This is a genomic window from Arthrobacter sp. BI5 (assembly GCF_056680065.1).
On record NZ_CM155264.1, the window covers coordinates 2,145,499 to 2,170,039 of the forward strand.

At 68.3% G+C, this 24,541-nt stretch carries 20 protein-coding genes; 4 read left to right on the forward strand and 16 right to left on the reverse strand.

The features are described from left to right. Positions 1–309 precede the first annotated feature (309 nt). The 3 genes from glpK to AC1MED_RS09735 all read right to left on the reverse strand — a co-directional run bounded on the left by glpK (position 310) and on the right by AC1MED_RS09735 (position 4,624). On the reverse strand, positions 310–1,824 hold the full coding sequence (gene glpK, locus AC1MED_RS09725) for a glycerol kinase GlpK (RefSeq protein ID WP_479783133.1): 1,515 nt from the start codon (positions 1,822–1,824) through the stop codon (positions 310–312). Between the two features lie 82 nt (positions 1,825–1,906). Beyond that, entirely contained in the window at positions 1,907–2,656 is a 750-nt protein-coding gene (locus AC1MED_RS09730) for an MIP/aquaporin family protein (protein WP_346960188.1), read from the reverse strand. 159 nt (positions 2,657–2,815) lie between these two features. Beyond that, positions 2,816–4,624, reverse strand: coding sequence for a glycerol-3-phosphate dehydrogenase/oxidase (locus tag AC1MED_RS09735; RefSeq protein WP_479783134.1), 1,809 nt, complete (start codon positions 4,622–4,624; stop codon positions 2,816–2,818). 125 nt (positions 4,625–4,749) lie between these two features. Here AC1MED_RS09735 and AC1MED_RS09740 point away from each other — a divergent pair, with 125 nt between their 5' ends. Genes AC1MED_RS09740 through AC1MED_RS09755 form a run of 4 tightly spaced genes read left to right on the forward strand, consistent with a single transcriptional unit; the run spans position 4,750 to position 8,654 of the window. Next, positions 4,750–5,712: a sugar-binding transcriptional regulator gene (locus AC1MED_RS09740; RefSeq protein ID WP_346960186.1), complete on the forward strand. Its 963-nt coding sequence runs from the start codon at positions 4,750–4,752 to the stop codon at positions 5,710–5,712. Positions 5,713–5,760: 48 nt separating this feature from the next. Beyond that, entirely contained in the window at positions 5,761–6,630 is an 870-nt protein-coding gene (locus AC1MED_RS09745) for an aldo/keto reductase (RefSeq protein WP_479783135.1), read from the forward strand. Positions 6,631–6,642: 12 nt separating this feature from the next. Then, entirely contained in the window at positions 6,643–7,572 is a 930-nt protein-coding gene (locus AC1MED_RS09750) for an alpha/beta fold hydrolase (RefSeq protein WP_479783136.1), read from the forward strand. Further along, positions 7,569–8,654, forward strand: coding sequence for a glycosyltransferase family 4 protein (locus tag AC1MED_RS09755; protein ID WP_346960183.1), 1,086 nt, complete (start codon positions 7,569–7,571; stop codon positions 8,652–8,654). Before AC1MED_RS09750 ends, AC1MED_RS09755 begins: the two co-directional genes overlap by 4 nt. Here AC1MED_RS09755 and AC1MED_RS09760 read toward each other — a convergent pair. From AC1MED_RS09760 to pyrR, 13 genes are all read right to left on the reverse strand, one after another. After that, positions 8,651–10,825 carry a primosomal protein N' gene (locus AC1MED_RS09760; RefSeq protein WP_479783137.1) on the reverse strand — a complete coding sequence of 725 codons (2,175 nt, stop codon included), beginning with the start codon at positions 10,823–10,825 and terminating at the stop codon, positions 8,651–8,653. The genes AC1MED_RS09755 and AC1MED_RS09760 overlap by 4 nt on opposite strands. Positions 10,826–11,049: 224 nt before the next feature. Next, complete coding sequence (metK, locus tag AC1MED_RS09765; protein ID WP_346960181.1) at positions 11,050–12,285, reverse strand: methionine adenosyltransferase; 1,236 nt, start codon at positions 12,283–12,285, stop codon at positions 11,050–11,052. Positions 12,286–12,364: 79 nt separating this feature from the next. Then, positions 12,365–13,648, reverse strand: a complete 1,284-nt coding sequence (locus AC1MED_RS09770) for a bifunctional phosphopantothenoylcysteine decarboxylase/phosphopantothenate synthase (RefSeq protein ID WP_479783138.1) — start codon at positions 13,646–13,648, stop codon at positions 12,365–12,367. 26 nt (positions 13,649–13,674) lie between these two features. Beyond that, positions 13,675–13,938 (reverse strand): DNA-directed RNA polymerase subunit omega, encoded by a 264-nt coding sequence (gene rpoZ / locus AC1MED_RS09775; protein ID WP_138769242.1) that lies wholly within the window; start codon positions 13,936–13,938, stop codon positions 13,675–13,677. A 39-nt stretch (positions 13,939–13,977) separates the two neighbouring features. After that, the gene (gene gmk, locus AC1MED_RS09780) at positions 13,978–14,550 is read right to left on the reverse strand and encodes a guanylate kinase (RefSeq protein WP_346960179.1); all 573 of its coding nucleotides are present in this window, start codon (positions 14,548–14,550) and stop codon (positions 13,978–13,980) included. 39 nt (positions 14,551–14,589) lie between these two features. After that, the gene (mihF, locus tag AC1MED_RS09785) at positions 14,590–14,907 is read right to left on the reverse strand and encodes an integration host factor, actinobacterial type (protein WP_346960178.1); all 318 of its coding nucleotides are present in this window, start codon (positions 14,905–14,907) and stop codon (positions 14,590–14,592) included. 599 nt (positions 14,908–15,506) lie between these two features. Further along, a complete protein-coding gene (gene pyrF, locus AC1MED_RS09790) occupies positions 15,507–16,373 on the reverse strand; it encodes an orotidine-5'-phosphate decarboxylase (RefSeq protein ID WP_479783139.1) in 867 nt (288 codons plus the stop codon). Further along, positions 16,366–19,722, reverse strand: coding sequence for a carbamoyl-phosphate synthase large subunit (carB, locus tag AC1MED_RS09795; RefSeq protein ID WP_479783140.1), 3,357 nt, complete (start codon positions 19,720–19,722; stop codon positions 16,366–16,368). The genes pyrF and carB overlap by 8 nt, the downstream gene beginning before the upstream one ends. Beyond that, positions 19,722–20,933, reverse strand: a complete 1,212-nt coding sequence (carA, locus tag AC1MED_RS09800) for a glutamine-hydrolyzing carbamoyl-phosphate synthase small subunit (protein ID WP_479783141.1) — start codon at positions 20,931–20,933, stop codon at positions 19,722–19,724. Before carA ends, carB begins: the two co-directional genes overlap by 1 nt. A 4-nt stretch (positions 20,934–20,937) precedes the next feature. Continuing rightward, positions 20,938–21,456 carry a PH-like domain-containing protein gene (locus tag AC1MED_RS09805; RefSeq protein ID WP_346960174.1) on the reverse strand — a complete coding sequence of 173 codons (519 nt, stop codon included), beginning with the start codon at positions 21,454–21,456 and terminating at the stop codon, positions 20,938–20,940. Further along, a complete protein-coding gene (locus AC1MED_RS09810; protein WP_479783142.1) occupies positions 21,456–22,826 on the reverse strand; it encodes a dihydroorotase in 1,371 nt (456 codons plus the stop codon). The genes AC1MED_RS09805 and AC1MED_RS09810 overlap by 1 nt, the downstream gene beginning before the upstream one ends. Beyond that, positions 22,826–23,833 carry an aspartate carbamoyltransferase catalytic subunit gene (locus AC1MED_RS09815; RefSeq protein WP_479783144.1) on the reverse strand — a complete coding sequence of 336 codons (1,008 nt, stop codon included), beginning with the start codon at positions 23,831–23,833 and terminating at the stop codon, positions 22,826–22,828. Before AC1MED_RS09815 ends, AC1MED_RS09810 begins: the two co-directional genes overlap by 1 nt. Then, the gene (pyrR, locus tag AC1MED_RS09820) at positions 23,830–24,429 is read right to left on the reverse strand and encodes a bifunctional pyr operon transcriptional regulator/uracil phosphoribosyltransferase PyrR (protein WP_479783145.1); all 600 of its coding nucleotides are present in this window, start codon (positions 24,427–24,429) and stop codon (positions 23,830–23,832) included. The genes AC1MED_RS09815 and pyrR overlap by 4 nt, the downstream gene beginning before the upstream one ends. Between the last annotated feature and the right edge of the window lie 112 nt (positions 24,430–24,541).

Genomic DNA, 24,541 nt, shown 5'->3' on the forward strand with positions numbered 1-24,541 from the left:
TGTCCCGCCTGATCCCTTGGTCCCCTGCTGAGGTCCGGTAACTGTCCCGGACACACAAAAGCCCCTCGACACGGAGGGGCTGCCGCTCGGCAATCCGGGTTTTCGCCGGGATGCCGCGCGGCTAACTAAGCAGGAGGATCGCACGCATACGACTACTTTAGCGCACCCTCTATCTAACCCACGTAAGTCGCCACGAGCGGCTGAAGTATGGACGCAATGAAAAGGGGCCGGTGGCTCCCCGCCATGGTGTGGTGGGCACCGCGAAGCGGGCGGGCGGGAGTCACCGGCCCCTTTTCGGGGCTCGGAAAGTTACTTCACGTCCTCGTCGACCCAGTCCATGGACTTGGTGACGGCCTTCTTCCAGAGCCGCATCTGGCGCTCGCGCTCGGCCTGGTCCATCTGCGGCTCCCAGCGCTTGTCCTCGGACCAGTTGGCGGAGCACTCGCCCAGGTCCTTCCAGAAGCCGACGGCGAGGCCGGCGGCGTAGGCGGCACCGAGCGAGGTGGTCTCGACGACCTTCGGCCGGATCACCGGGACACCCAGGATGTCGGCCTGGAACTGCATCAGGGCGTCGTTGGCGACCATGCCGCCGTCGACCTTCAGTTCCGTCAGCGGCACACCCGAGTCGGCGTTGACGGCGTCGAGCACTTCACGGGTCTGGAACGCGGTGGCCTCCAGCGCGGCGCGGGCGATGTGGTTCTTGTTCACGAACCGGGTCAGGCCGACGATCGCGCCGCGGGCGTCCGAGCGCCAGTACGGTGCGAACAGGCCGGAGAACGCCGGCACGATGTACACGCCGCCGTTGTCCTTGACCGCGGCCGCCAGCGTCTCGACCTCCGGGGCGCTGCTGATCATGCCCAGGTTGTCACGCAGCCACTGCACCAGCGAGCCGGTCACGGCGATGGAGCCTTCCAGCGCGTAGTGCGGTTTGGCGTCGCCGAGCTTGTAGCCGACCGTGGTCAGCAGCCCGTTCTTGGAATGGACGATTTCCTCGCCGGTGTTGAAGATGAGGAAGCAGCCCGTCCCGTAGGTGTTCTTGGCCTCGCCGGTATCGAACGCGGCCTGGCCGAAGGTTGCCGCCTGCTGGTCGCCGAGGATGCCGGCAACCGGCACTTCACGCAGCAGCTGCGAGGTGTGGACGGTGCCGTAGACCTCGGAGGAGGACTTGATGGCGGGCATCATGGAGGCCGGGACCCCGAACGCGTCGAGGATTTCCTGGTCCCAGGACAGCGTCTCGAGGTCCATGAACATGGTCCGGGACGCGTTGGTCACGTCGGTGACGTGGACGCCGCCGTCGGTGCCGCCGGTAAGGTTCCACAGCACCCAGCTGTCGGTGTTGCCGAAGACCAGGTCGCCGGCCTCTGCCTTGGCCCGGGCGCCTTCGACATTGTCGAGGATCCACTTGGTCTTAGTGCCGGAGAAGTAGGTCGCCAGCGGCAGGCCGACCTTCTGCTTGAAACGCTCCAGGCCGCCGTCCTTGGCCAGTTCGTCGACGATCGGCTGGGTGCGGGTGTCCTGCCAGACAATCGCGTTGTAGACGGCCTTGCCCGTGGTCTTGTCCCAGACCACCGCGGTTTCACGCTGGTTGGTGATGCCGACGGCGGCAATGTCGTGGCGGGTCAGGTTGGCCTTGGACAGCGCAGAGGCGATAACCTCCCGGGTGTTGTTCCAGATCTCGGCGGGGTCGTGCTCCACCCAGCCGGCTTGCGGGAAGATCTGCTCGTGTTCCATCTGGCCGGATGAAACGATGTTGCCGCTGTGGTCGAACACGATGGCGCGGGTGCTGGTGGTTCCCTGGTCAATGGCGATTACATACTGGTTCACGTTGACGTCCTTGTCTGTTGGGCCTGGCGGTGGAAGTGATGTGGTTCGAACGGGTGTTGTTCAGGGGTTCTCTGTTGCAGGATCAGGCTGCGGCGGTGGCGATGATCGGCACCACGGCCGCGACGATGCCGGCGAGTCCGCCGCCGACCAGCGGACCGACGACCGGGATCCACGAGTAGCTCCAGTCCGAGGACCCCTTGCCCTTGATGGGCAGCAGGGCGTGGGCGATGCGCGGGCCAAGGTCACGTGCGGGGTTGATGGCGTAGCCGGTGGGGCCGCCGAGGGAAACACCGATGCCGACAACCAGCAGCGCCACAGCGAGCGGGCCAAGACCCGAGGGCGTCCCGCCGAAGGTCAGGATGACAAAGACGAGCACGAAGGTGCCGATGATTTCCGTGATCAGGTTCCACGGGGTGGAGCGGATGGCGGGGCCGGTGGAGAATACGCCCAGCTTGCTGGCGGGCTCGGGTTCGACATCGAAGTGCTGCTTGTGGGCCAGCCACATCACGACGGCGCCGAGGAAGGCGCCCAGCAGTTCACCGCCGAAGTAGGTCAGGGTGGAGCCGAAGTCGACCGCGACACCGGGGGCGTACTCCTTCTTACCGTTGAGCAGCAGGCCGAAGGTGACGGCCGGATTCAGGTGCGCCCCGGACTTGGCTGCAACGAAGACACCGGCGAAGACGGCAATGCCCCAACCCCAGGTGACCATCAGGAACCCGCCGTTGTTGCCCTTCGTGCCTTTCAGCGCGACGTTGGCCACAACGCCGCAACCCAGCAGGGTCAGCATTGCGGTGCCGAATACTTCGGACAGGAAAACTATTCCAAGAGACATCTTTGACTCCTCTATTTTCTGTTGTCAGCCCTTCGCGAGTTTGAAGGGCCGTTGGGCCGGCAGCGGTTTCGCGCTGCCGGCCGGCCACTGCGGGGTTCCCCTGGGAGGAACCCCGCAGCCCTTGTGTCCGGGAGGTCCAGCCTCCGGACACGCAAGTTGTTAGGCGACCAGGCTGTGCACCTGGACGCCGTGGAACCGGTGGAGCACCTCCTGGGCGTGGTTGATCTCGGCGGTCCGGGTTGCAGCGTCCCAGCCCAGCGGCCCGGACAGGATCTCGGCAACCTCGTTCAGCAGTTCACCGGTGACGAGTCCGCGGAACGCGAGCGAGGTGCGGCGGATCAGCACGTCCACAAGGTGTCCAAGCTGCTCGTTGGCTGCCATGAATTCCAGCTCCCGCACGCTCAGTTCCCGGGTGGAGTGCAGCAGCCGGTCGGGTCCGGCGTCGAGGTAGGCCATCACGTCCACCGCACGGGTGCCGTAGCGGGTCAGCAGGCCCGCGGTGCGGTCCGCGTCGCGGCCGGCCCCCATGTGGGCCTTGATCCAGCGCTGGATGCCGTCCTCGGTGTCCGGGAAGCCGGCGCCGCCGCCGATGGCGAGCTTGGCGGTGGAGACCTTGCGTTCGAGGCCGAGTTCGGCGAGGACGTCGTTGCTGAGGTGTTCGGCGAGGGCCCGGAAGGTGGTCCACTTGCCGCCCACCAGGCTGAGCACGACGGCGCCGCGCTGCCCGTTTGCACCGGCATTCCCCTGCCCGCTGCCGCGGGCGGGGCCGCGGCGTTCGATCCGGTAGTCGCGGCTGACGAAGCCAGGCTGGGTGGCGTCGTGCCGGGGCAGCGGACGGACGCCGGAGAAGGTGTAGACGATCTGCTCGCGGTCCACCGCGACGTCCGGGAAGACGTGTCCGATGAGGTCGAAGAAGTACTCGATCTCGGCGTCGGTGCAGACGGTGTCCTCGGACAGGTCGGCGTCGACGTCGGTGGTGCCGACCAGCACGCGGTCGCCCATCGGGTAGATCAGCACGATCCTGCCGTCGGTGTGCTCGAAGAAGATCTCCCGGCCCTGGCAGGCCTCGAGCAGCCCGGGGTGGTCCAGCACAATGTGGGAGCCCTTCGTCCCGCCCATGAAGGCCGACTCGGCGCCCATGGCCTGGTTGGTCAGGTCCACCCAGGCACCGGTGGTGTTGACGACGACGTCGGCGCTGAAGTCGAAGACGTCGCCGGTGAGTTCGTCGCGGAGCTGGACCGTGCCGGACTTCCCGTTCCCGGCAGCCCCGCCGCCCATCGACACCAGGGAGAGGTAGTTGGACGCACGGGCACCGTTGCCGCCGGTTTCGCCGGCTTTCTCACCGTCCTGGAGCACGTCCAGGGTGAGCCGTTCCGGGTTGTGGACCGAGGCGTCGAAGTAGGTCGCGGCGTATTTGATGCCCGGGTGCAGGCGGGGCAGTTCGGCCAGCGCGCGCTTGCGGCCGCGGAACTGGTGGCGCGGCACGGTGCCGCCGTCGCGGGAGAAGAAGTCGTACATGCTCAGGCCGAGCTTGATCAGGAAGGCACCGCGTTCAGTGTGCTTGCCCTGCTTGTGGGTCAGGAACCGCAGCGGCGCGGCGAGGATGCCCGAGAACGTGCTGAAGATGGGGATGGTGGTCTGCAGCGGCTTCACGTAGTGCGGCGCGATGCGCAGAAGCCGGTTGCGTTCGACGACCGACTCCTGGACCAGGCGGAATTCGCCGTTTTCCAGGTACCGGATGCCGCCGTGGATCATGTGCGAGGAGGCGCCGCTGGCGCCCTGGCAGAAGTCGCCGCGTTCGACGAGGGCGACGTCGACGCCCTGCAAGGCAAGGTCGCGGAAGGTTCCGACTCCGTTGATACCGCCGCCGATAATAAGCACCTGCGCGTGAGGCCGGTTCCGCAGCTGCTGCACGGAAGTGCGCTGAGTGCTCGACGCCGGGTTGACCGGTGTTGCCTTGTTTCCCAAAACTGCTCCTTGGGGCTTGGTGCTGTGCGGCGCGCCCACCGGGCCCGCCGCCGTTCAACACTATTCTTTGGACTAATGGAAAATGGAGTCAAGCACTATGCACAAACGTGCAGAACGGATCTGGAATGTCACCAACCCGCCCGTCCGACGCCCTCCGCGCCGCCCAGTTGTATTACTTGCAGGACCTGACGATGGACGCCATCGCCCGGGAGCTCCGCACCTCCCGCTCGACCGTCTCCCGGCTGCTCTCGGCTGCCCGCGAATCCGGCCTGGTGCAGATCCAGATCCGCAGCCCGCTGGACACCGGACCCGAGCTCGCCAGCATGATCCGCGCCCAATACAAGGTCGACGTTCACGTCGTTCCGGTCGTGGACACCCTCAATGAGGCGGAGACGCTGGACCGGGTGGCGATGCAGGCGGCGCGCACCATCGGCCCCCTCGTGGACTCGAACGCCATCATCGGGGTGGCGTGGGGTTCCACCCTGAGCGCGGTCAGCCGGCACCTGACCCGGAAGATCACGCACGACAGCATCATCGTCCAGCTCAACGGCGCCGGAAACATGCAGACTACGGGCATTACCTACGCCTCGGACATCATGCGCCGGTTCGGCAGCGCCTATGGCGCCCGGGTGGAACAGTTCCCGGTCCCTGCGTTCTTCGACCACGCCGCGACCAAGAAGGCCATGTGGAATGAACGCAGTGTTCAACGCATCCTGCAGCTGCAGTCCCGGATGAGCATCGCCATTTTCGGGGTGGGATCGGTCGACGCCGACTACCCCAGCCACGTCTACGCCGGCGGCTATCTGGACGAGGACGACCTGAGTGTGCTGGCGGAGTCCGACGTCGTCGGCGACGTGGCCACCGTGTTCTTCCGCGCCGACGGTTCCTCCGACGGCATCACGCTCAATGAACGCTCCACCGGCCCGGATCTGGCACAGCTCCGACAGGTCCGGCGCCGGATCTGCGTGGTCTCCGGCGCGTCCAAGATCAACGGGCTTCGCGGCGCGCTGGCCGCTGGCCTGGCCACCGACCTCATCCTCGACGAAGCCAGCGCGCGGCGTCTGGTCAGTTCCGAGGGCCTGTCCTAACGGCCGGGCGCCACCGCCCGGGACGCCGGAATGGGTAGAGTCGTTGCTATGAGACTCTCCCCCCGGGTGACCCTGAACAACGGTGTGATGATGGACCGCCTCGGGTTCGGGCTCTACAAGGTTCCGCCCGCCGACGCCGCCGGGCTCGTGACGATGGCGCTGGAGGCCGGTTACCGGCACTTCGACACTGCCGCGATGTACGGGAACGAACCGGGCGTGGGACGCGCGATCGGCGCGCTGTCCGCCTTCGACGGCTCCGCCGGCGGCTCCGGCGAGCTGCACCCCGCCCTTGCCCGGCAGGACATCTTCGTGACCACCAAGCTCTGGAATGACGACCAGGGCTACGATGCGACGCTGCGGGCCTTCGACACCTCCATCGCCAAGCTGGGACTGGAGTACGTGGATCTCTACCTGATCCACTGGCCGTGCGCCCGGCGCGGGCTCTTCCCGGAGAGCTATCGCGCCCTAGAGACGCTGTACCGGGAGGGAAAGGTCCGCGCCATCGGGGTGTCCAACTTCCAGCCCGCCCATCTGGACCGGCTGCTGCAGACCGCGGAGGTAGTGCCCGCGGTCAACCAGATCGAGCTGCATCCCTGGCTGCAGCAGGCCGAACTGCGGTCCCTGCACGCCTCACTGGGCATCACCACCGAGGCCTGGAGCCCGTTGGGGCGGGGCCAGGTCCTGCAGGATCCGGTAGTGCTGGAGCTCGCCGCGGCCCACCGCCGCACCGCAGCGCAGGTGATCCTGCGCTGGCACCTGGAACTGGGCAACGTGGTGATCCCCAAGGCCAGCTCGTACGCCCGGATCCGCGAAAACCACGACATCTTCGGGTTCAGCCTCGGCTCCGCGGACCTTGAAGCCCTCACCGGCCTGGACCGGGGGGTCCGCACCGGATCCAACCCCGACGACGTCAACTAGGACCCATAACGAATGGAACACGTGGCCACCGAGCCCTCTCCCCCGTCTCCGCTGCTCAGCGTCGAACTCGACACCCGCAGCAGCGCTTCCGTGGTGGACCTGAACGGCACCCGGATCGCTTACTGGAGCTACGAACCGGTCCGTGAAACCGCCGCGACCCGGACGATCCTCGTGATCCACGGCTTCCGCGGCGACCACCACGGCCTGCTCCGAGTGGTGGACCAATTACCCGAAATGCGCCTCATCATGCCTGACCTCCCGGGATTCGGCGTCTCCGCCGCGTTCCCCGCCGGCGGGCACAGCGTCGGCGGCTACGGCCGCTTCATCAGGGACTTCATGGCGGCCCTCGGACTGGGCCCGGAAACCGTTTTACTGGGGCACTCCTTCGGATCGATCATCGCCAGCCATTTCGTCGCGGACCACCCCGGCGCCGTCGCCGAACTGGTACTGATCAACCCCATCGCCGCGCCGGCGCTGGAAGGGCCCAAAGGGCTCATGACCAAAGCGGCTGTGCTGTACTACGAGGCGGCCGCCCGGCTCCCCCGCGGACTCGGAAACGCGCTGCTGCGCAACCAACTGATCGTCCGGGTGATGAGCGAGACCATGGCCAAGACCAAGGACAAGGCGCTGCGGCGGTTCGTCCACGCCCAGCACAGCGCCTACTTCTCCGCTTTCGCCGACCGTGACAGCCTCCTGGAAGCCTTCAAGGCCTCGGTCAGCAGCAACGTCGCGGAGGTGGCTCCGCGGCTTGCCCTGCCGGTATTGCTCGTCGCCGGCGAGAAAGACGAGATCGCCACCCTCCCCGACCAGCACAAGCTGCTCCCGCTGCTGCCGGACGGAACCCTCGAAGTCATTCCCGGCGTCGGGCACCTCATCCATTACGAAACCCCGGAACCCGCCGCGGGCTTCATCCGCCGCTTCCTGAAGGACCACGCCGCGTGAAAATCCTCATTGACGCCCGCTTCACCAGGCTTGACCACCACGACGGCATCAGCCGCTACGGCGCCAGCCTCATCGCCGCCACCGCCAAGATCGCGGACGTCTCGATGCTGATCAGCGACACCCGCCAGCTGGCCCTGCTGCCGGACGTACCGTACACCCTGATCAACAGCCCGCTCTCACCGGCCGAGTTGTTCGTGGCGGCCAAGGTCAACCCGCTGGGGGCCGACGTCGTGGTGTGCCCGATGCAGACGATGGGCAGCTGGGGCCGGAAGTACGCCCTGGTCCTGACCCTGCACGACCTGATCTACTACGAACACCCGGCACCTCCCGGATTCCTCCCGGCCCCGGTCCGGGTCCTCTGGCGGCTCTACCACAAGGCGTTCTGGCCGCAGCGGGTGCTGCTGAACCGGGCCGACGTCGTCGCGACCATCAGCTCCACCACCGAGGCCCTGATGGCGAAGTACCGCCTGACGAAGCGACCGGTCCGGATTGTCGGGAACGCCCCGCAGCCCGGGCTCACGCCGCGGGACCCGGGTGCCGGCGCCGACAAGACGCTCCTTTACATGGGTTCCTTCATGCCCTACAAGAATGTCGAAACGATGGTCCGGGGTATGGCCGGCCTGCCGGGGATGACCCTGCACCTGCTGAGCCGGATCACGCCCGAACGCCGGGCCGAGCTGGAGGCGCTGGCCCCGGCGGGCGCCAGCATCGTGTTCCACAACGGCGTGACGGACGCCGAGTACGAGGAGTTGCTGGCGCGCACCACCGCCCTGGTCAGCCTTTCCAAGGCGGAGGGCTACGGCCTGCCCCTGGTGGAGGCGATGTCGCACGGCACGCCGGTGATCGCCAGCGACATTCCGATTTTCCGCGAGGTGGGCGGTGACGCGGTCAGCTACGTCGATCCGGACTCCCCGTCCGCGTTTGCCGCCGCGGTACGCGAACTGGAGGAGCCGGAACTCTGGAAGAACCGCTCCAGCCGTTCCGTGCAGCGCGCCGCCGAGTTCAGCTGGGACGCCTCCGCACGCAGGTTGCTGGCCGCCGCCGAGGAGGCCCTGGCGCTGCGCGCGCGCAAGCGCCGCTAGAGCACGTCGACGCCGTCGAGCCGCACCTGCACCGGATCGTCGGTGCGCTTTGCGGCAGCCGCGGCCTTGACCGCACGCATCGCTTTCGTCGCGTCGGTGGCCTGGGCGTACGGAATGAACAGCAGCGTCCGGACGTCCTCGCCACCGCGCCGCTCCGCAGCCGAAGCAGACGCCGCCGCCGACGGCACGGCGCCAGCCCCGGCCCCGCCGGCGCCCGGCAACGGCGCAGGTCCCGCCTGCCGCAGCACAATGCCTTGTTTCGCCAGTGCCTGCTCGACGGCCTGGGTAAAGTGCCCGACGGCGGTCCTGCCGCCCGTGACGGACGCGATCCGGACGGCCGGCGGCAGCGACAGCTCCTGCCGCAGGGCAAGCTCGCGGCCGGCGTACCCGGCGGGGTCCCACCGCAGCAGCGCACCGACGCCGGCGGTGTCCTCCGCGGTGATGACGACCAGGCCGCCCTCGGCCGCGGGACGGACCAGGGCGGCCGCATTGAACCAGCGCCGCACGGCGTCCTCACCGGCCCGAAGGTTTTCGCGGCGCAGCAGGGTGTCGCCGTCGAGCAGCAGCGCCGCGGCGTACCCGCCCGCTGCCACCGGCTCGGCGCCGACGGTCGCCACGACGAGGGCTTTAGCGTCCGGCACCGTGGCCAGAACCCGGTCACCGGAAGAGGTGACCACCGGCTTGCCCGGAAACGCCCGGCCCAATTCCTCGGCGGTCCGCAGCGCCCCGGTGGCACCCCGCCGAAGCCGGACCCCATCACAGTGCACACAGCGCCAGTCCGGAGCGGCCGCGGAACACCACCGGCAGACCGGCACCGCCGCGCTGCCGGCAGGCCCCGTGATCGCCAGCGGACCGTTGCACGCGGTGCAGCGTGCCGGTTCGCGGCAGCGTTCGCAGGCCAGCGACGGCGCGTACCCGGCGCGCGCCACCTGCACCAGGACCGGGCCCCGCTCGAGGCCCTCCTTCGCCGCCCGCCACGCGGCGCCGGGAAGCCGTGCGATCCGGGCCAGCGGGTCGCGCTCCTGCTCGTAACTGTCCGCGGTGTTGAGCACGCGCGGGACAGTGCGGCGCATCACGGCGCGCTGCGCTTCGACCGGCCGGGCCCAGCCGGACTCCACCAGCCGCTGCGTCTCCGTGCTGCGGCTGTGTCCGGCGAGCAGGCAGGCAGCCCCCTCGTGCGCCGCCCGGAGCAACAGGACCTCACGGGCGTGGGCGTACGGTGAACGCTGCTCGATGTGCAGATCGTCGCCGTCGTCCCAGCACACCACCAGCCCCAGCTTCTGCACCGGCGCGTAAGCGGCGGAACGGGTGCCGACAGCGACTCCGGCGGCGCCGCTGAGGACCCGCAGGAAGCTGCGGTACCGCGGGGTGGGGCCGTCATCGGCGGTGAGCCGGGCCACGTCCCCGGCCGGCAGGAGCTCCAGCAGGGCCGCCTCTACCCGGTCCAGGTCGCGGTAGTCCGGAACGACGACGACGGCGCCACGGCCGGAGCGGCGGACGGCGGCTACGGCCTCGGCAATCATCCGGGGCCAGCTGCCGGGGCCGAAACCCTGCAACGCGCTCAGCACGGCGTGCGGCGATTCGCCACCGCCCAGGTGCTGCAGGAAAGCCGGGCCGTTGTGATACTCCGCCCAGCCGGACGGAGGGGCAGCAGGCAGCTCTGCCCCGGCGTCGCCGTCGGCGGCGAACAGGGCAGCGTCGAGCCGGCCGGCCGGCGCGAACTCCTTTTCCATTTTGGCCATGCGTGGCGGGACGGCGACGCGCAAGACGTCGCTGACGGTTCCGGCGTAGCGCGCCGCCACCCGCCCGGCCAGTTCGGCCACTTCGGAGGTGAGTACCGGAACCGGCGACACCACCTTGTACAACGGGACCAGCGGGTGGCCGGCGTCGGACGCGGCCGTGCGTTCGAGCAGGAATCCGCCGAGTTCCTGGCCGCTGAATTTCACCTTGACCCGCACGCCGGGGCGGGCCGCAGCATCGAGGTCCGCCGGAACGCTGTAGTCGAACGGCCGGTCCAGGTGCGGGAGCGACGACTCCAGCAGCACCCGCGCCACCGGCAACTCCGAGGCAAGGGCCGGCCCCGCGGCAGCCGCAGCAGCAGGGAAACCCTGCAGCAGCGAGAGCTGGAGCGGCTCGTCCGGCACGGCGGCACCGTTACGGACTGGGCTCACGGCGATCGCCTCCTTCAGCGGCTGGTCGGGTCAAACAAAACAACGGCAATCCGGCCGGCAGCCGCTTAACAGCAGCCGACTGAAGCAATCGCCTTAAAGACTGTAGCCAGGCCGCCGTTCGGCGGCCTGGCTACAGCACATCACAGAGGTGTGACATTCAGGAGCTCGGACATTCAAGAGCTGTGACCTTCAGGAGCCAGGATCTTCAGCGGCAGGGCCGGTTCCTAGGCGTTGAAGAAGGCCTTCAGCTCGTCCACCCGGTCCAGGCGCTCCCAGGTGAAGTCCGGTTCCTCGCGGCCGAAGTGGCCGTGCGCGGCGGTCTTGGCGTAGATCGGGCGCTTGAGGTCAAGCGCGTCGATGATGGCGCGCGGGCGCAGGTCAAAGATCTCGGCGATCGCGTCGCTGATCCGGGCCGGGTCCACGGTCTCGGTGCCGAACGTTTCCACGTAGGTCCCCACCGGGCGGGCCTGGCCGATCGCGTACGCGATCTGGATTTCGGCGCGCTTCGCGAGGCCTGCGGCCACCACGTTCTTCGCCACCCAGCGCATCGCGTAGGCGGCCGAACGGTCCACCTTGGACGGATCCTTGCCGGAGAAGGCGCCGCCGCCGTGCCGGGCCATCCCGCCGTAGGTGTCGACAATGATCTTGCGGCCGGTCAGGCCGGCGTCACCCACCGGGCCGCCGATCACGAAGGCGCCGGCCGGGTTGAGGATGTTCCGTGACCGGGAGGTGTCCAGGTTGGACAGCGCCATCACCGGGTTCACGACGTGCTCGGCGAGGTCGGCGCGGAGCTGGTCGAGGCTGGCGCCTTCGGCGTGCTGGCTGGAGATCACGACGGTCTCGACCGAGACCGGGCGGTCGCCGTCGTAGCCCACGGTGACCTGTGTCTTGCCGTCGGGGCGCAGGTAGCCGAGCTGGCCGGACTTGCGCACCTCGGTGAGGCGCTCGGAGAGCCGGTGCGCCAGCCAGATCGGGACCGGCATGTAGGAGGGGGTTTCGTCGCTGGCGTAGCCGAACATGATGCCCTGGTCGCCGGCGCCCTGGAGGTCGTAGTCGTCTTCCTGGCGGCCTTCGCGCGCTTCGAGGGAGTTGAAGACTCCCCCGGCGATGTCGTTGGACTGCTGGCCGATAGAGACGGACACGCCGCAGCGGGCGCCGTCGAAACCGTTCGCGGACGAGTCGTAGCCGATTCCGAGGATGGTCTCGCGGACAATCTGCGGGATTTCGACGTAGGCGTCCGTGGTGACTTCGCCGGCCACGTGGACCAGGCCGGTGGTGGCCAGGGTCTCGACGGCGACGCGGGACTCCGGGTCCTTGGTGAGCAGGGCGTCAAGGATCGAATCGCTGATCTGGTCACAGATCTTGTCGGGGTGTCCTTCGGTCACCGACTCGGACGTGAAAAGCCGGAGCGAGGCGGGCGTGGACCCGTGGAAGTCTGGGATGTGCAGCGGTAAAGTCACTCAACTACCTTACTGGTTGGGAAACGGGCGTCCTGCGGCGTGTGTCCCCCTGCGAAGGAGACCTTGATTACGCCAGCGCTCAAGCGGGCGGAACAACCCGGCTCAACTCGGCGCTGATGCGGTCAATGACGGCAGCCGCGACGTCGGATTTGGAACCCGACGCCTCTTGGGGTTCGGAGCCGGACCGCGCAAGGATGACTACGGAGTTGCTGTCCTGGCCAAAGACCTGGTCCTGTCCCACCTGGTTGACCACCAGCAGGTCGCAGGCCTTGCGGCGCAGCTTGGCCGCGGCGTATTCCAGGACGTCCCCGTCGGCGTCGCCGGTCTCGGCCGCGAAGCCGACAATCAGCTGGTTCCGGGAGGCGGCGTCACGGATTTCGACGAGTTCGCGCAGAATGTCGGGATTGCGGACCAGTGAAATCACCGGGTCGGCGACGTCGTCGCGTTTTTTAATCTTGGTCCCGGACACGTCGGCCGGACGGAAGTCGGCCACGGCGGCGGCCATGATGACGACGTCGGAATCGGCTGCGGCGTGCAGCGCCGCCTTGCGCAGTTCCAGCGCGGTCTCAACCCGGACCACCTCGACGCCGGCGGGCGCCGGTACGTCCATGTGCGCTGCCAGCAGCCGGACCCAGGCGCCGGCCTCGCGGGCCGCTTCGGCCAGCGCCACGCCCTGCTTGCCGGAGGACCGGTTGCCCAGGAAACGGACCGGGTCCAGGGGTTCGCGGGTGCCGCCGGCGCTGATGGTCACGGTGAGGCCGGCCAGCGGCCGGTGCGCGGCCGCAGCCGGAAGTTCCGCGTCCGACGCCGACAGGTCGGGGGTGTTGGGCACCGCGGGGGCGCCGGCCAAGGCCAGCGCGGCGGCAAAAATAGCCTCGGGTTCGGGCAGCCGGCCCGGACCGGAGTCCGCACCGGTCAAGCGGCCGGTGGCAGGTTCGAGCACGGTGACGCCGCGGCTGCGCAAGGTTTCCACGTTGGCCTGGGTTGCCGGGTGGCGCCACATTTCCGTGTGCATCGCCGGGGCCATCAGCACCGGGCCGCCTGCCATCAGCAGCGTGTTGGTCAGCAGATCGTTGGCCTGGCCGGTGGCGGCACGGGCCAGCAGGTCCGCCGTGGCCGGGGCCACTACGATCAGTTCCGCCTCGTGGCCGAGCCGGACGTGGTTGACAGTGTGCACCTCATCGAAAACGCTATTGCTCACCGGGTGCCCGGAGAGGGCCTCCCAGGTGGCCACGCCGACGAACCGGGTGGCGGCCTCGGTGGGAATGACGGTGACGTCATGGCCGGCTTCAGTAAAAAGCCGGAGGAGTGATGCCACCTTGTAGGCGGCAATCCCTCCCCCGACTCCGAGGACTATGCGCACGTGACCTCCGTCAGGCAGCAGAGTTATTACTCTGCGGCGGCTTCGATCGGCGTGGAAACGAGCTTGCCTTCGTTGATTTCGCGCAGGGCGATGGAAAGCGACTTTTCGTTCAGCTTGGTGTCAACCAGCGGGCCGACGTACTCGAACAGGCCCTCGTGCAGCTGGGCGTAGTAAGCGTTGATCTGCCGGGCGCGCTTGGCACCGAAAATCACCAGTCCGTACTTCGAATCGGCAGCCTTCAGCAGCTCGTCGATCGGCGGGTTGATGATGCCTTCAAGGTTCGTGGACACGAATTCTCCAAATTCTAACGGGCCAATCCGACCCTGCGGTTAGTGCGGGTGCGGCGTTAGCCCCATGAGTGAAACAAGCTCATCCGCTGCCCGACGTACGTCATCATTGATGACTGTGTGATCGAACTCCGGTTCAGCGGCTAGTTCTACTTTACCGGTTTCCAGCCGCCGCTGCTGTTCCTCGGCGGATTCCGTGCCGCGGCCCACCAAGCGGCGGACCAATTCTTCCCAGCTTGGCGGGGCGAGGAAGACGAACTGCGCGTCCGGAACGGCTTGTTTCACCTGGCGTGCGCCCTGCAGATCGATTTCCAAAAGTACCGAGCGGCCCTCGGCAATGGCCGCGTCCACTGTGCTCTTGAGGGTGCCGTACGTATTCTGCCCGTGTACCACGGCCCATTCCAGCAGTTCCCCTGCTGCGATGAGGGCCTCGAACTCTTCCTTGGATTTGAAGTAGTAGTGCACCCCATCGATCTCACCAGGCCGCGGCGGGCGGGTGGTTGCCGATACCGAAAGCCAGACTTCGGGATAGTTGTCCCGAATATAGGTGGACACGGTGCCTTTGCCGACAGCCGTCGGACCGGCGAGGACTGTCAGTCCGGGTTTCTTGCTCACGTATTCCTTTGGGCGGTGGTGGAAGCTCGGCGGGCCAAGCTATTTCTTGTCTATAAAATCTACCAGCGCCCGGCGCTGGTGGATTCCCAGTCCCCGCACCCGCCGGGACGCGGCGATGCCGAGCCGCTCCATGATGGCCGCGGCCCGCACGTGCCCGATCCCCGGCAGCGCCTCCAGCAGCTCGACCACCCGCATCCGGGCGATCGCCTCGTCCCTCTCCCCGGCGCTGAGCAGCTCCGCGATGGTCAGTTGCCCCGACTTCAGCTTCTCCTTGGCCCCTGCCCTGGCCACCCGGGCCGCGGCGGCCTTGTGCAGGGCGTCGGCACGCTCCTGCGGCGTGAGGGGTCGCAAGCTCACTGAGGTCCTCCCTGCATTGTCAGCCGAGACCACGCAAGCGGCCTGGTCAGACGTGACCGTGAGACGGGCCGCACACAGCACCCCGGCTGGTACCGCGGACTTGTCCTGAACTTACAGTCTGAAGTCGGCGGAAAGCAATGGATCGCCTCCGGCGCAAAACCTAATGCTGACGCTTTTTTGGCCAAGCGGTGGACGTGGGGTTGCGGGGCGGCCCCACGGTGTCGGTCGTGTGGCTGCGGGGCGGATTGGCGGTGTGGCGCCGGCCGTTTGCCACAAATGGCCGGAATGCCAAGTCCATAGCGGCCTTCTGCGACCAATCGGCAGAGCCAAGGCAACGGGCCAGCCCCTACGCGGCGCCAACCGTTCGCCAGAGATGGCCGCAATACCGAGTCGTTGGCGGCCATCTGCGACGAATCAGCGCAGCTGGGGCCGCGGACGTTCCCCAGCGCGGCCTGACGGGACAGCCGGCGCCATCGGTTTGCCAGAGATGGCCGCAATACCCGGTCCGTAGCGGCCTTCTCTGACCAAACGACGCAGCAAACCCGCAATGCCGGCCCACAAGCGCCTTTCCGCCGAGGTGGATGGCCAGGGCGGACCACCTATGCCGCGCGGAGGTCGTCCAGTGTGCGCCGGGCGGCGTCGCGCAGGGCGGCCGGCTGCGGACCGGCTGCCAGGATGTCCCGGCTCGAGGTGCCCAGCACCTGGCCGTAGGCTCCGCCGAAGGTGCGGCGCAGGTCCGCAGCCGTCGCTCCCTGGGCCCCCAGGCCCGGTGCGAGGATGGGGCCGCGGACCGCCGCGAGGTCCAGGTCCAGGTCGGTCAGCGCGGTGCCGACAGTGGCGCCGACGACGAGCCCGACGGAGCCGAGGTCCCCGGCATACCGTGCGTTCTCCGCGGCGGCGGCACGGACAATCCGCCGGGCTACGGAGTCCGCTCCCCCGACGTGCTGCACGGAGGCTCCCTCGGGGTTGGAGGTGAGGGCCAGGACGAAGACGCCGCGGCCGGACTGCGCCGCGAGGTCCAAGGCCGGCCGGAGCGACTCAAAGCCCAGGTACGGGCTCAGCGTCACCGAGTCCGCGGCCAGCGCCGAGCCGTCGCGCAGCCAGGCGTCGGCGTACGCGGCCATGGTGGAGCCGATGTCGCCGCGTTTGGCGTCCGCGATGCTGAGCACGCCCGCCTCAGCGGCCGCCGCGAGGGTGCGTTCCAGCACGGCCATGCCGGCCGAGCCGTGGCGCTCATAGAGCGCCACCTGCGGCTTCACCGCGGCAGCGAGCGACGCCACGGCCTCCAGCACGGTGAGCGAGAAGCGCTCCAGCCCGGCGACGTCGTCGTCCAGGCCCCAGCGCTGCAGCAGCGACGGGTGCGGGTCGATGCCGACGCAGAGCGGTCCGCGCTCCGCCATGGCGCGGCCCAGCCGGGAGCCGAATGACTCCCGGCCGGGCGTATCAGCGGCGGCAGCCTCAGGCATGCTGGGACACCGTCGTCGCGGCGGCAACCTGCGTGGCGCGCTCCTGGGCGACGCGCTGCTGCGACTCCGCGAGGGCCGCGGCGTGCTCCTGCAGGCTGGTGACGGACCACTCGTAGGTCCGCATCGCCTCGATGGCCTGGACGGCGGCGTTGAACTCGGCCACCGTGGTGATGCACGGAATGCCGATCGACGTGGCGGCGGCGCGGATCTCGTAGCCGTCACCGCGGGCCTCCCCGCCGGAGGGGGTGTTGAAGACCATGTCGATTTCGCCGGCGACGATCAGGTCCGCAATCGTGCCCTCGCCCTCGGCACTGGAGCCCTCGGCGACCTTGCGGACCGTGGTGGCCTGCAGGCCGTTGCGGCGCAGCACGTCGGCGGTGCCGCCGGTGGAGACGATTTCGAAGCCGAGGTCCGAGAGGCGCTTGACGGCCATGATGACCGCGCGCTTGTCCCGGTTGGCCACGGAGACGAACACCTTGCCCTCGGTAGGCAGCGCGTTGTTGGCCGCGGCCTGGCTCTTGGCGAACGCCGTGTCGAAGTGCTTGTCGATGCCCATCACCTCGCCGGTGGAGCGCATTTCCGGGCCCAGCAGGGAGTCCACAACCTTGCCCTCCAGGGTGCGGAAGCGGCTGAACGGCAGCACCGCTTCCTTGACCGCCACCGGGGCATCCAGCGGCAGCGTGGAACCGTCGCCGGACTCGGGCAGCATCTTGTAGGCGGTGCGCAGCTGGTTGATGGTGACGCCGGTGCCGATCAGGGCCGCGGCCTTGGCCATCTGCACGCCGGTGGCCTTGGAGACGAACGGCACGGTGCGGGAAGCGCGGGGGTTGGCTTCGAGGACGTAGAGCACGTCGGAGGCGAGGGCGAACTGGATGTTGATCAGGCCGCGGACGCCGACGCCTTCGGCGATGGCCCGGGTGGCGGTCCGGACCCGGTCGATCACGTTGTTGCCCAGCGTGATGGGCGGCAGCACGCAGGCGGAGTCGCCGGAGTGGATGCCGGCTTCCTCGATGTGCTCCATGATGCCGCCGAGGTACATGTCCTTGCCGTCGAAGAGGGCGTCGACGTCGATCTCGACGGCGTCCTCGAGGAAGCGGTCGATCAGCACCGGGTGGTCCGGGGTGATTTCGGTGGCGTTGGCGATGTAGCGGGAGAGGTTCGGCTCGTCGTAGACGATTTCCATGCCGCGCCCGCCGAGCACGTAGGAGGGGCGGACCAGGACCGGGTAGCCGATCTCGTCCGCGATCTTCTTCGCGTCCTCGAAGGAGACGGCGGTGCCGTTCTTCGGTGAGATCAGCCCGGCCTCGTCGAGCACCCGGGAGAAGGCGCCGCGGTGCTCGGCCAGGTCGATGGCCTCCGGGGAGGTGCCAAGGATCGGCACGCCGGCGTCGGCGAGCTGCTGGGCGAGCTTGAGCGGGGTCTGGCCGCCGAGCTGGACGAACACGCCCATTACCCCGCCGGTGCGCTCTTCGGCGGCGATGACCTCGAGGACGTCCTCGAGGGTGAGCGGTTCGAAGTAGAGCCGGGTGGAGACGTCGTAGTCGGTGGAGACGGTCTCCGGGTTGCAGTTGACCATCACGGTCTCGTAGCCGGCCTTGCGCAGCGCCATCGAGGCGTGCACGCAGGAGTAGTCGAATTCAATGCCCTGGCCGATCCGGTTCGGCCCGGAGCCGAGGATGATGATGGACGGCTTGGCGTGCAGCGCCACCTCGTCCTCCTCGTCATAGGAGGAGTAGTGGTAGGGCGTGTACGCGGCGAATTCGGCGGCGCAGGTGTCCACCGTCTTGTAGACCGGGCGGATGCCGAGGGCCTGCCGGACGCCGCGGACGACGTCCTCGGAGTTGTGCGTCAGCGCGCCGATCTGCGCGTCGGAGAAGCCGTGCCGCTTGGCCCGCTGCAGCATCTCCTGGGTCAGGGCGGTGGAGTGCCGGATTTCCTGCGAGATCTCGTTCAGGAGCTGGAGCTGGTCCAGGTACCAGGGGTCGATCTTGGTGGCCTCGAACAGCTGTTCCACGGTGGCGCCGCCGAGCAGCGCGCGCTGGACCTGGTGCAGGCGTTCGGTGCTGGGGCGCTTGGCCTTCTCGATCAGTTCGGCGACTTCCCATTCCGGGACCGGACCGAAGTCCAGCTGGGAACCCTTCTGTTCCAGGGACCGCAGCGCCTTCTGCAGCGCCTCGGTGAAGTTCCGGCCCATGGCCATGGCCTCGCCCACCGACTTCATGGTGGTGGTCAGGGTGGAGTCCGCGGCGGGGAACTTCTCGAAGGCGAAGCGCGGGACCTTGACGACGACGTAGTCCAGGGTCGGCTCGAAGGAGGCCGGCGTCTTCTGCGTGATGTCGTTCGGGATCTCGTCCAGGGTGTAGCCGAGCGAGAGCTTGGTGGCGATCTTGGCGATCGCGAAGCCGGTGGCCTTGGACGCCAGGGCCGAGGAGCGGGAGACGCGGGGGTTCATCTCGATCACCACCACACGGCCGGTGTCCGGCTCCACGGCGAACTGGATGTTGCAGCCGCCGGTGTCGACGCCGACTTCGCGGATGACGGCGATCGAGATGTCCCGCAGCCGCTGGTACTCGCGGTCCGTCAGGGTCAGGGCCGGGGCGACGGTGATGGAGTCGCCGGTGTGCACGCCCACCGGGTCGAAGTTCTCGATGGAGCAGACCACCACGACGTTGTCGTTTTTGTCCCGCATCATTTCGAGTTCGTATTCTTTCCAGCCGAGGATGCTCTCTTCGAGCAGCACCTCGGACGTGGGGCTGTACTGCAGGCCCTGGCCGACGATCCGGCGCAGGTCATTCTCGTTGTAGGCCAGGCCGGAGCCGAGTCCGCCCATGGTGAAGGAGGGCCGGACCACCATCGGGTAGCCCAGGTCCTGGGCGGCGGTGAGGGCCTCGTCCATGGTGTGGATGATGTGGCTGCGCGCGGATTCGGCGCCGCACCGCTCCACGACGCCCTTGAACTTCTCGCGGTCCTCGCCGAGCTCGATCGCGGCGATATTGGCGCCGATCAGTTCCACGTTGTACTTCTCCAGCACACCGTTCTTGTCCAGCGCGATGGCGGTGTTGAGCGCCGTCTGGCCGCCCAGGGTGGGCAGGATCGCGTCGGGGCGTTCCTTGGCGATGATCTTCTCGACGACCTCGGGGGTGATCGGTTCGATGTAGGTGGCGTCGGCGAACTCCGGGTCGGTCATGATGGTGGCCGGGTTGGAGTTGACGAGGATGACGCGCAGGCCTTCGTCCTTGAGGACGCGCAGTGCCTGGGTGCCGGAGTAGTCGAATTCGGCCGCCTGGCCGATCACGATCGGGCCGGAACCGATGACCAGGACGCTCTTAAGGTCAGTTCTCTTGGGCATTACTTCTTGTCCTCAGTCTTGGAGTCGGTGGCAGTCTTGGTGTCAGCGTTCTTGGTGTCCGCCATCAGTTCGATGAAGCGGTCGAAGAGGTACGCGGCGTCGTGCGGGCCGGAGGCCGCTTCCGGGTGGTACTGCACGGAGAAGGCGGGAATGTCGAGGCAGGACAGGCCCTCGACGACGTCGTCGTTGAGGCTGATGTGGCTGACCTCGACGCGGCCGAAGCGCTCTTCCGGGGCCTGGGTGGCGCCTTCGAGCGGGGCGTCGACGGCGAAGCCGTGGTTTTGCGAGGTGATTTCGACCTTGCCGGTGCGGCGGTCCATGACGGGCTGGTTGATGCCGCGGTGGCCGTAGCGGAGCTTGTAGGTGCCGAAGCCGAGGGCGCGGCCCAGGATCTGGTTGCCGAAGCAGATGCCGAAGTAGGGCAGCTTGGCGTCCAGCACGGAGCGCAGCAGGTTCACCTGACTGTCGGCGGTGGCGGGGTCGCCGGGGCCGTTGGACATGAACACGCCGTCCGGGTTGACGGCCTTGATGTCCTCGAGGGTGGCGGTGGCGGGCAGCACGTGGACCCGGACGCCGCGTTCGGCGAAGCGGATCGGGGTCATCCGCTTGATGCCAAGGTCGATGGCGGCGATGCTGAACCGCGGCTCGCCGTCCCAGCCCCAGTCGGCGGGCTCGACCGTGTACGCCGTCTCGACGCTGACTTCCTCGGCGAGCCGGGAGCCTTCCATCGGTGCGCTGGCCAGCACGGCGTCAACGAGTTCCTTGTCCGTGGCGCCGGCGGCGTCGCCGGAGAAGATCCCGGCGCGCATGGTTTTGTGCTCGCGGAGGTGCCGGGTGATGGCGCGGGTGTCGACGCCCTGGATTCCGACGATGCCCTGGTCGGTCAGTTCCTCGTCCAGGGTCCGTTCCGAGCGCCAGTTGGATGCGCGGCGGGCGGCGTCGCGGACGATGTAGCCGGCCACCCAGATCCGGCGGGACTCGGCGTCGTCCTTGTTCACGCCGGTGTTGCCGATGTGCGGCGCGGTCTGCACCACGAGCTGCCGGGCGTAGGACGGGTCGGTGATGGTCTCCTGGTAGCCGGTCATGCCGGTCGCGAAGACTGCTTCGCCGAGGGCTGTGCCGGTGGCGCCGTAGCTGCGGCCGCGGAAGATCCGGCCGTCCTCGAGCACGAGCACGGCGGGGGTGGAGGCTGTCAGTTGGGGGTCAGTCACGTTGTTACTTTCCACTATCGGCTTCTGCCTGAGGGGCTGCGGAGATCAAATCGTTGAGGGTGGACAGGAGCAGGGCCTTGTCCCCGGCACGGCGGGTGCGGAAGCCGGTGTCCAGCTCCTTGGCGCCGAGCATCCAGCTGAGCACCAGGAGTCCGTCCTTTTCGACGAACTTCCCGGCCATGCCGCTTTCCTGCCGGACGCCGGTGAGGCTGGCGGCCGGGATAAACACGGGTGCGGCGCCGGAGCGGTCAAACAGCACGCCTTCGGGGTGGACGCTGAGTTCGGCGTTGGTGCGCAGGCCCAGTTGGTGGACGGCGATCCGGTCCAGCCAGTCCCCGGCGGTGGTGGAGGCGACGTACTGGCCGTCTGCGGCGGCCAGCGGTCCCCCGAGTTCTGCGGGGACGGCCGGGAGCGGCTCGACACCGGCCTGCCGGCGCAGCCGGTTGCGCCAGCCGATCCAGATCAGGACCAGCGCGACCCCAATCAGGACCAGCGTCAACAGCAGGGAGAGTTCCTTGACCATCAGTGCCGGACCGCCGCAGCCGTATCGGGGGCATCGGGGAGCCACCGGTACGGGGTGTTGAGTTCCCCGTTCAGGACGGTCGGGTGACCCTTGAAGAAGGTGGCCACCACCTTGCCCGGGAGTTCCCGGCCGGCAAACGGAGAGTTACGGCCCATGGTTGCCATCTTAGAAGGATCCACTCTCCAGCGTGCAGCCGGGTCCACGAGTGTGACGTTGGCGGGTTCGCCGGCCTCGAGCGGCCGGCCCTGGTCCGCCAACCGGCCGATCGCGGCGGGCGTGGTGGAGGTAACGCGGGCAAAGTCGGCCCAGTCCATCAGGCCGGTTTCGATCATGGTGTGCTGCACCACCGACAGGGCCGTTTCCAGACCGGTCATGCCCATGGCCGCCTGCGCCCACTCGCATTCCTTGTGTTCGCTGGGGTGCGGGGCGTGGTCGGTACCGACGACGTCGATCGTGCCGTCCGCCAACGCGGCGCGCAGGGCCTGGACGTCCTCGTCGGTGCGCAGCGGCGGGTTGACCTTGTAGACCGGGTCGTAGCTGCGGACCAGCTCGTCGGTCAGCCAGAGGTGGTGCGGCGTGACCTCAGCGGTGACGTTGATGCCGCGCGACTTGGCCCAGCGCACGATCTCCACGGAGCCCGCGGTGGACACGTGGCAGACGTGCAGCCGGGATCCGACGTGCTGGGCGAGCAGCACGTCGCGGGCAATGATGCTTTCCTCGGCGACGGCCGGCCAGCCGGCGAGGCCGAGCACGGCGGAGACCTCTCCCTCGTTCATCTGCGCGCCGGCGGTGAGCCGGGGCTCCTGCGCGTGCTGGGCGACGACGCCGTCGAACGCCTTGACGTATTCCAGGGCACGGCGCATCAGCACGGGGTCGCTGACGCAGACGCCGTCGTCGGAGAAGACCCGGACCCGGGCGCGGGAGTCCGCCATGGCGCCGAGTTCGGCGAGTTGCTCCCCGGCCAGGCCGACGGTGACGGCGCCGACCGGACGCACGTCCACCCAGCCGGCCGTGCGGCCCAGGCTGAAGACCTGTTCGACGACGCCGGCGGTGTCCGCGACGGGGGTGCTGTTGGCCATCGCGTGCACGGCGGTGTAGCCGCCCAGGGCCGCGGCGCGGGTGCCGGTCTCGACGGTTTCGGCATCTTCGCGGCCGGGTTCGCGCAGGTGGGTGTGGATATCGACCATGCCGGGCAGGGCGACGAGGCCCGCCGCGTCGATGACCGTTGCGTCCTTGCCGTCGAGGTCCTGGCCGCGTTCGGCGATGACGCCGTCGCGGATCAGCAGATCTTCAGCGGGTCCGCCGAGGATGGCAGCACCCCGGATGAGGTAGGCGCCGGCGCTGCCTGTGTCCTGTTGTTGTGATGCCATCAGTGGCTCTCCTTGGAGTAGGCGGCGGTGGAGTTTGCTGGTTCGCGGGTGTCCCCCGAGAGCAGCAGGTAGAGGGCGGCCATCCGGATGGACACGCCGTTGCGCACCTGTGCGAGCACGGTGGAGCGGGGCGAGTCGGCGGCGGCCGAGGAAATTTCCAGCCCGCGGTTCATCGGGCCCGGGTGCATGATGATGGTGTCCTTCAGGCCCAGGCTGTCGAGGGCGCGGAGGCGGTTGTCGTCGAAGCCCCAGCGGCGTGAGTATTCGCGGGTGGTGGGGAAGAACGAGGCGTTCATCCGCTCGCCCTGCACGCGGAGCATCATCATCGCGTCCACGCCCCGGGCCAGGGTCTCGTCAAGGTCGTAACTGACCGTGCAGGGCCAGGCCTCGACGCCGACCGGCAGCAGCGTGGGCGGCGCCACGAGGGTGACTTCCGCCCCGAGGGTGCGCAGCAGCCAGACGTTGGAGCGGGCCACCCGGGAGTGCAGTACGTCGCCGGCGATCGCGACGCGCATGCCCCGCAGGTCCGCCCCGGCGGAGGGCGTGCCGGCGAGCTGTGACCAGTGCCGGCGCATCGTGAACGCGTCCAGCAGAGCCTGGGTGGGGTGTTCGTGGGTGCCGTCGCCGGCGTTGATGACGGCGGCGTCGATCCAGTCGGTCGCCGCCAGCCGGTGCGGGGCGCCGGAGGCCCAGTGCCGGATGACGACGGCGTCGGCGCCCATGGCGGCAAGCGTCTGGGCCGTGTCCTTGAGGGATTCGCCCTTGGAGACGGAGGAACCTTTCGCGGCAAAGTTGATCACGTCCGCGGAGAGCCGCTTGGCGGCCGCCTCGAAGGAGATGCGGGTGCGGGTGGAGTCCTCGAAGAAGAGGTTGACCACGGTGCGGCCGCGCAGTGCCGGGAGCTTCTTGACCTCGCGCTCCCCCACCGCGGCCATCTCTTCGGCGGTGTCGAGGATGCGGATGGCGTTGGCGTAGCTGAGGTCCTCGGTGGAGAGCAGGTGCTTCATGCGGTGGCCTCGATGACGACTTCGTTCACGGCTTCGCCGCCGGCGGAATCGGTTTCCTCGAGCCGGACGCGGACTTTCTCCGCGGAAGAGGTGGGGAGGTTCTTGCCGACATGGTCCGCGCGGATGGGCAGCTCCCGGTGGCCCCGATCGATCAGGACGGCCAGCCGGACGATCCGGGGGCGGCCCAAGTCAATGATCGCGTCCAGCGCGGCGCGGATGGTGCGGCCGGAGTAGAGCACGTCGTCAATGAGCACCACTACTTTGTTGTCGATCCCGGTGCGGGGTAACTGGGTGGGATACGGCGGCCTGGTCGGCTGGTGCGAAAGGTCGTCGCGGAACATGGTCACATCCAGCTGGCCGACAATAGCGGCAGGGTCCACGCCGGGGTCGGCGGCGGCGATCTTCGCGGCGAGCCGGACGGCGAGCGGGTAGCCCCGCCGCGGGATGCCCAGCAGGACCAGGTCCTGGGAGCCCTTGTTGGACTCGAGAATCTCATGGGCGATACGAGTGAGTGCACGGTCGATGTCAGCTTGGTTGAGGACAACCCTGCTGAGTTGGACCTTGGCCGGAACCGGTGCTTCTGGAACAGAAGTCAACGCTCGTCTCCCCTTTCCCCGCCTCACGGGACGGAATTAAAAAAGGATCATTTGCCCTTTCAAATTACCACACGGGCCACCGCCGCCCCGCCCCGGGAAAGGCGGTGTGCGT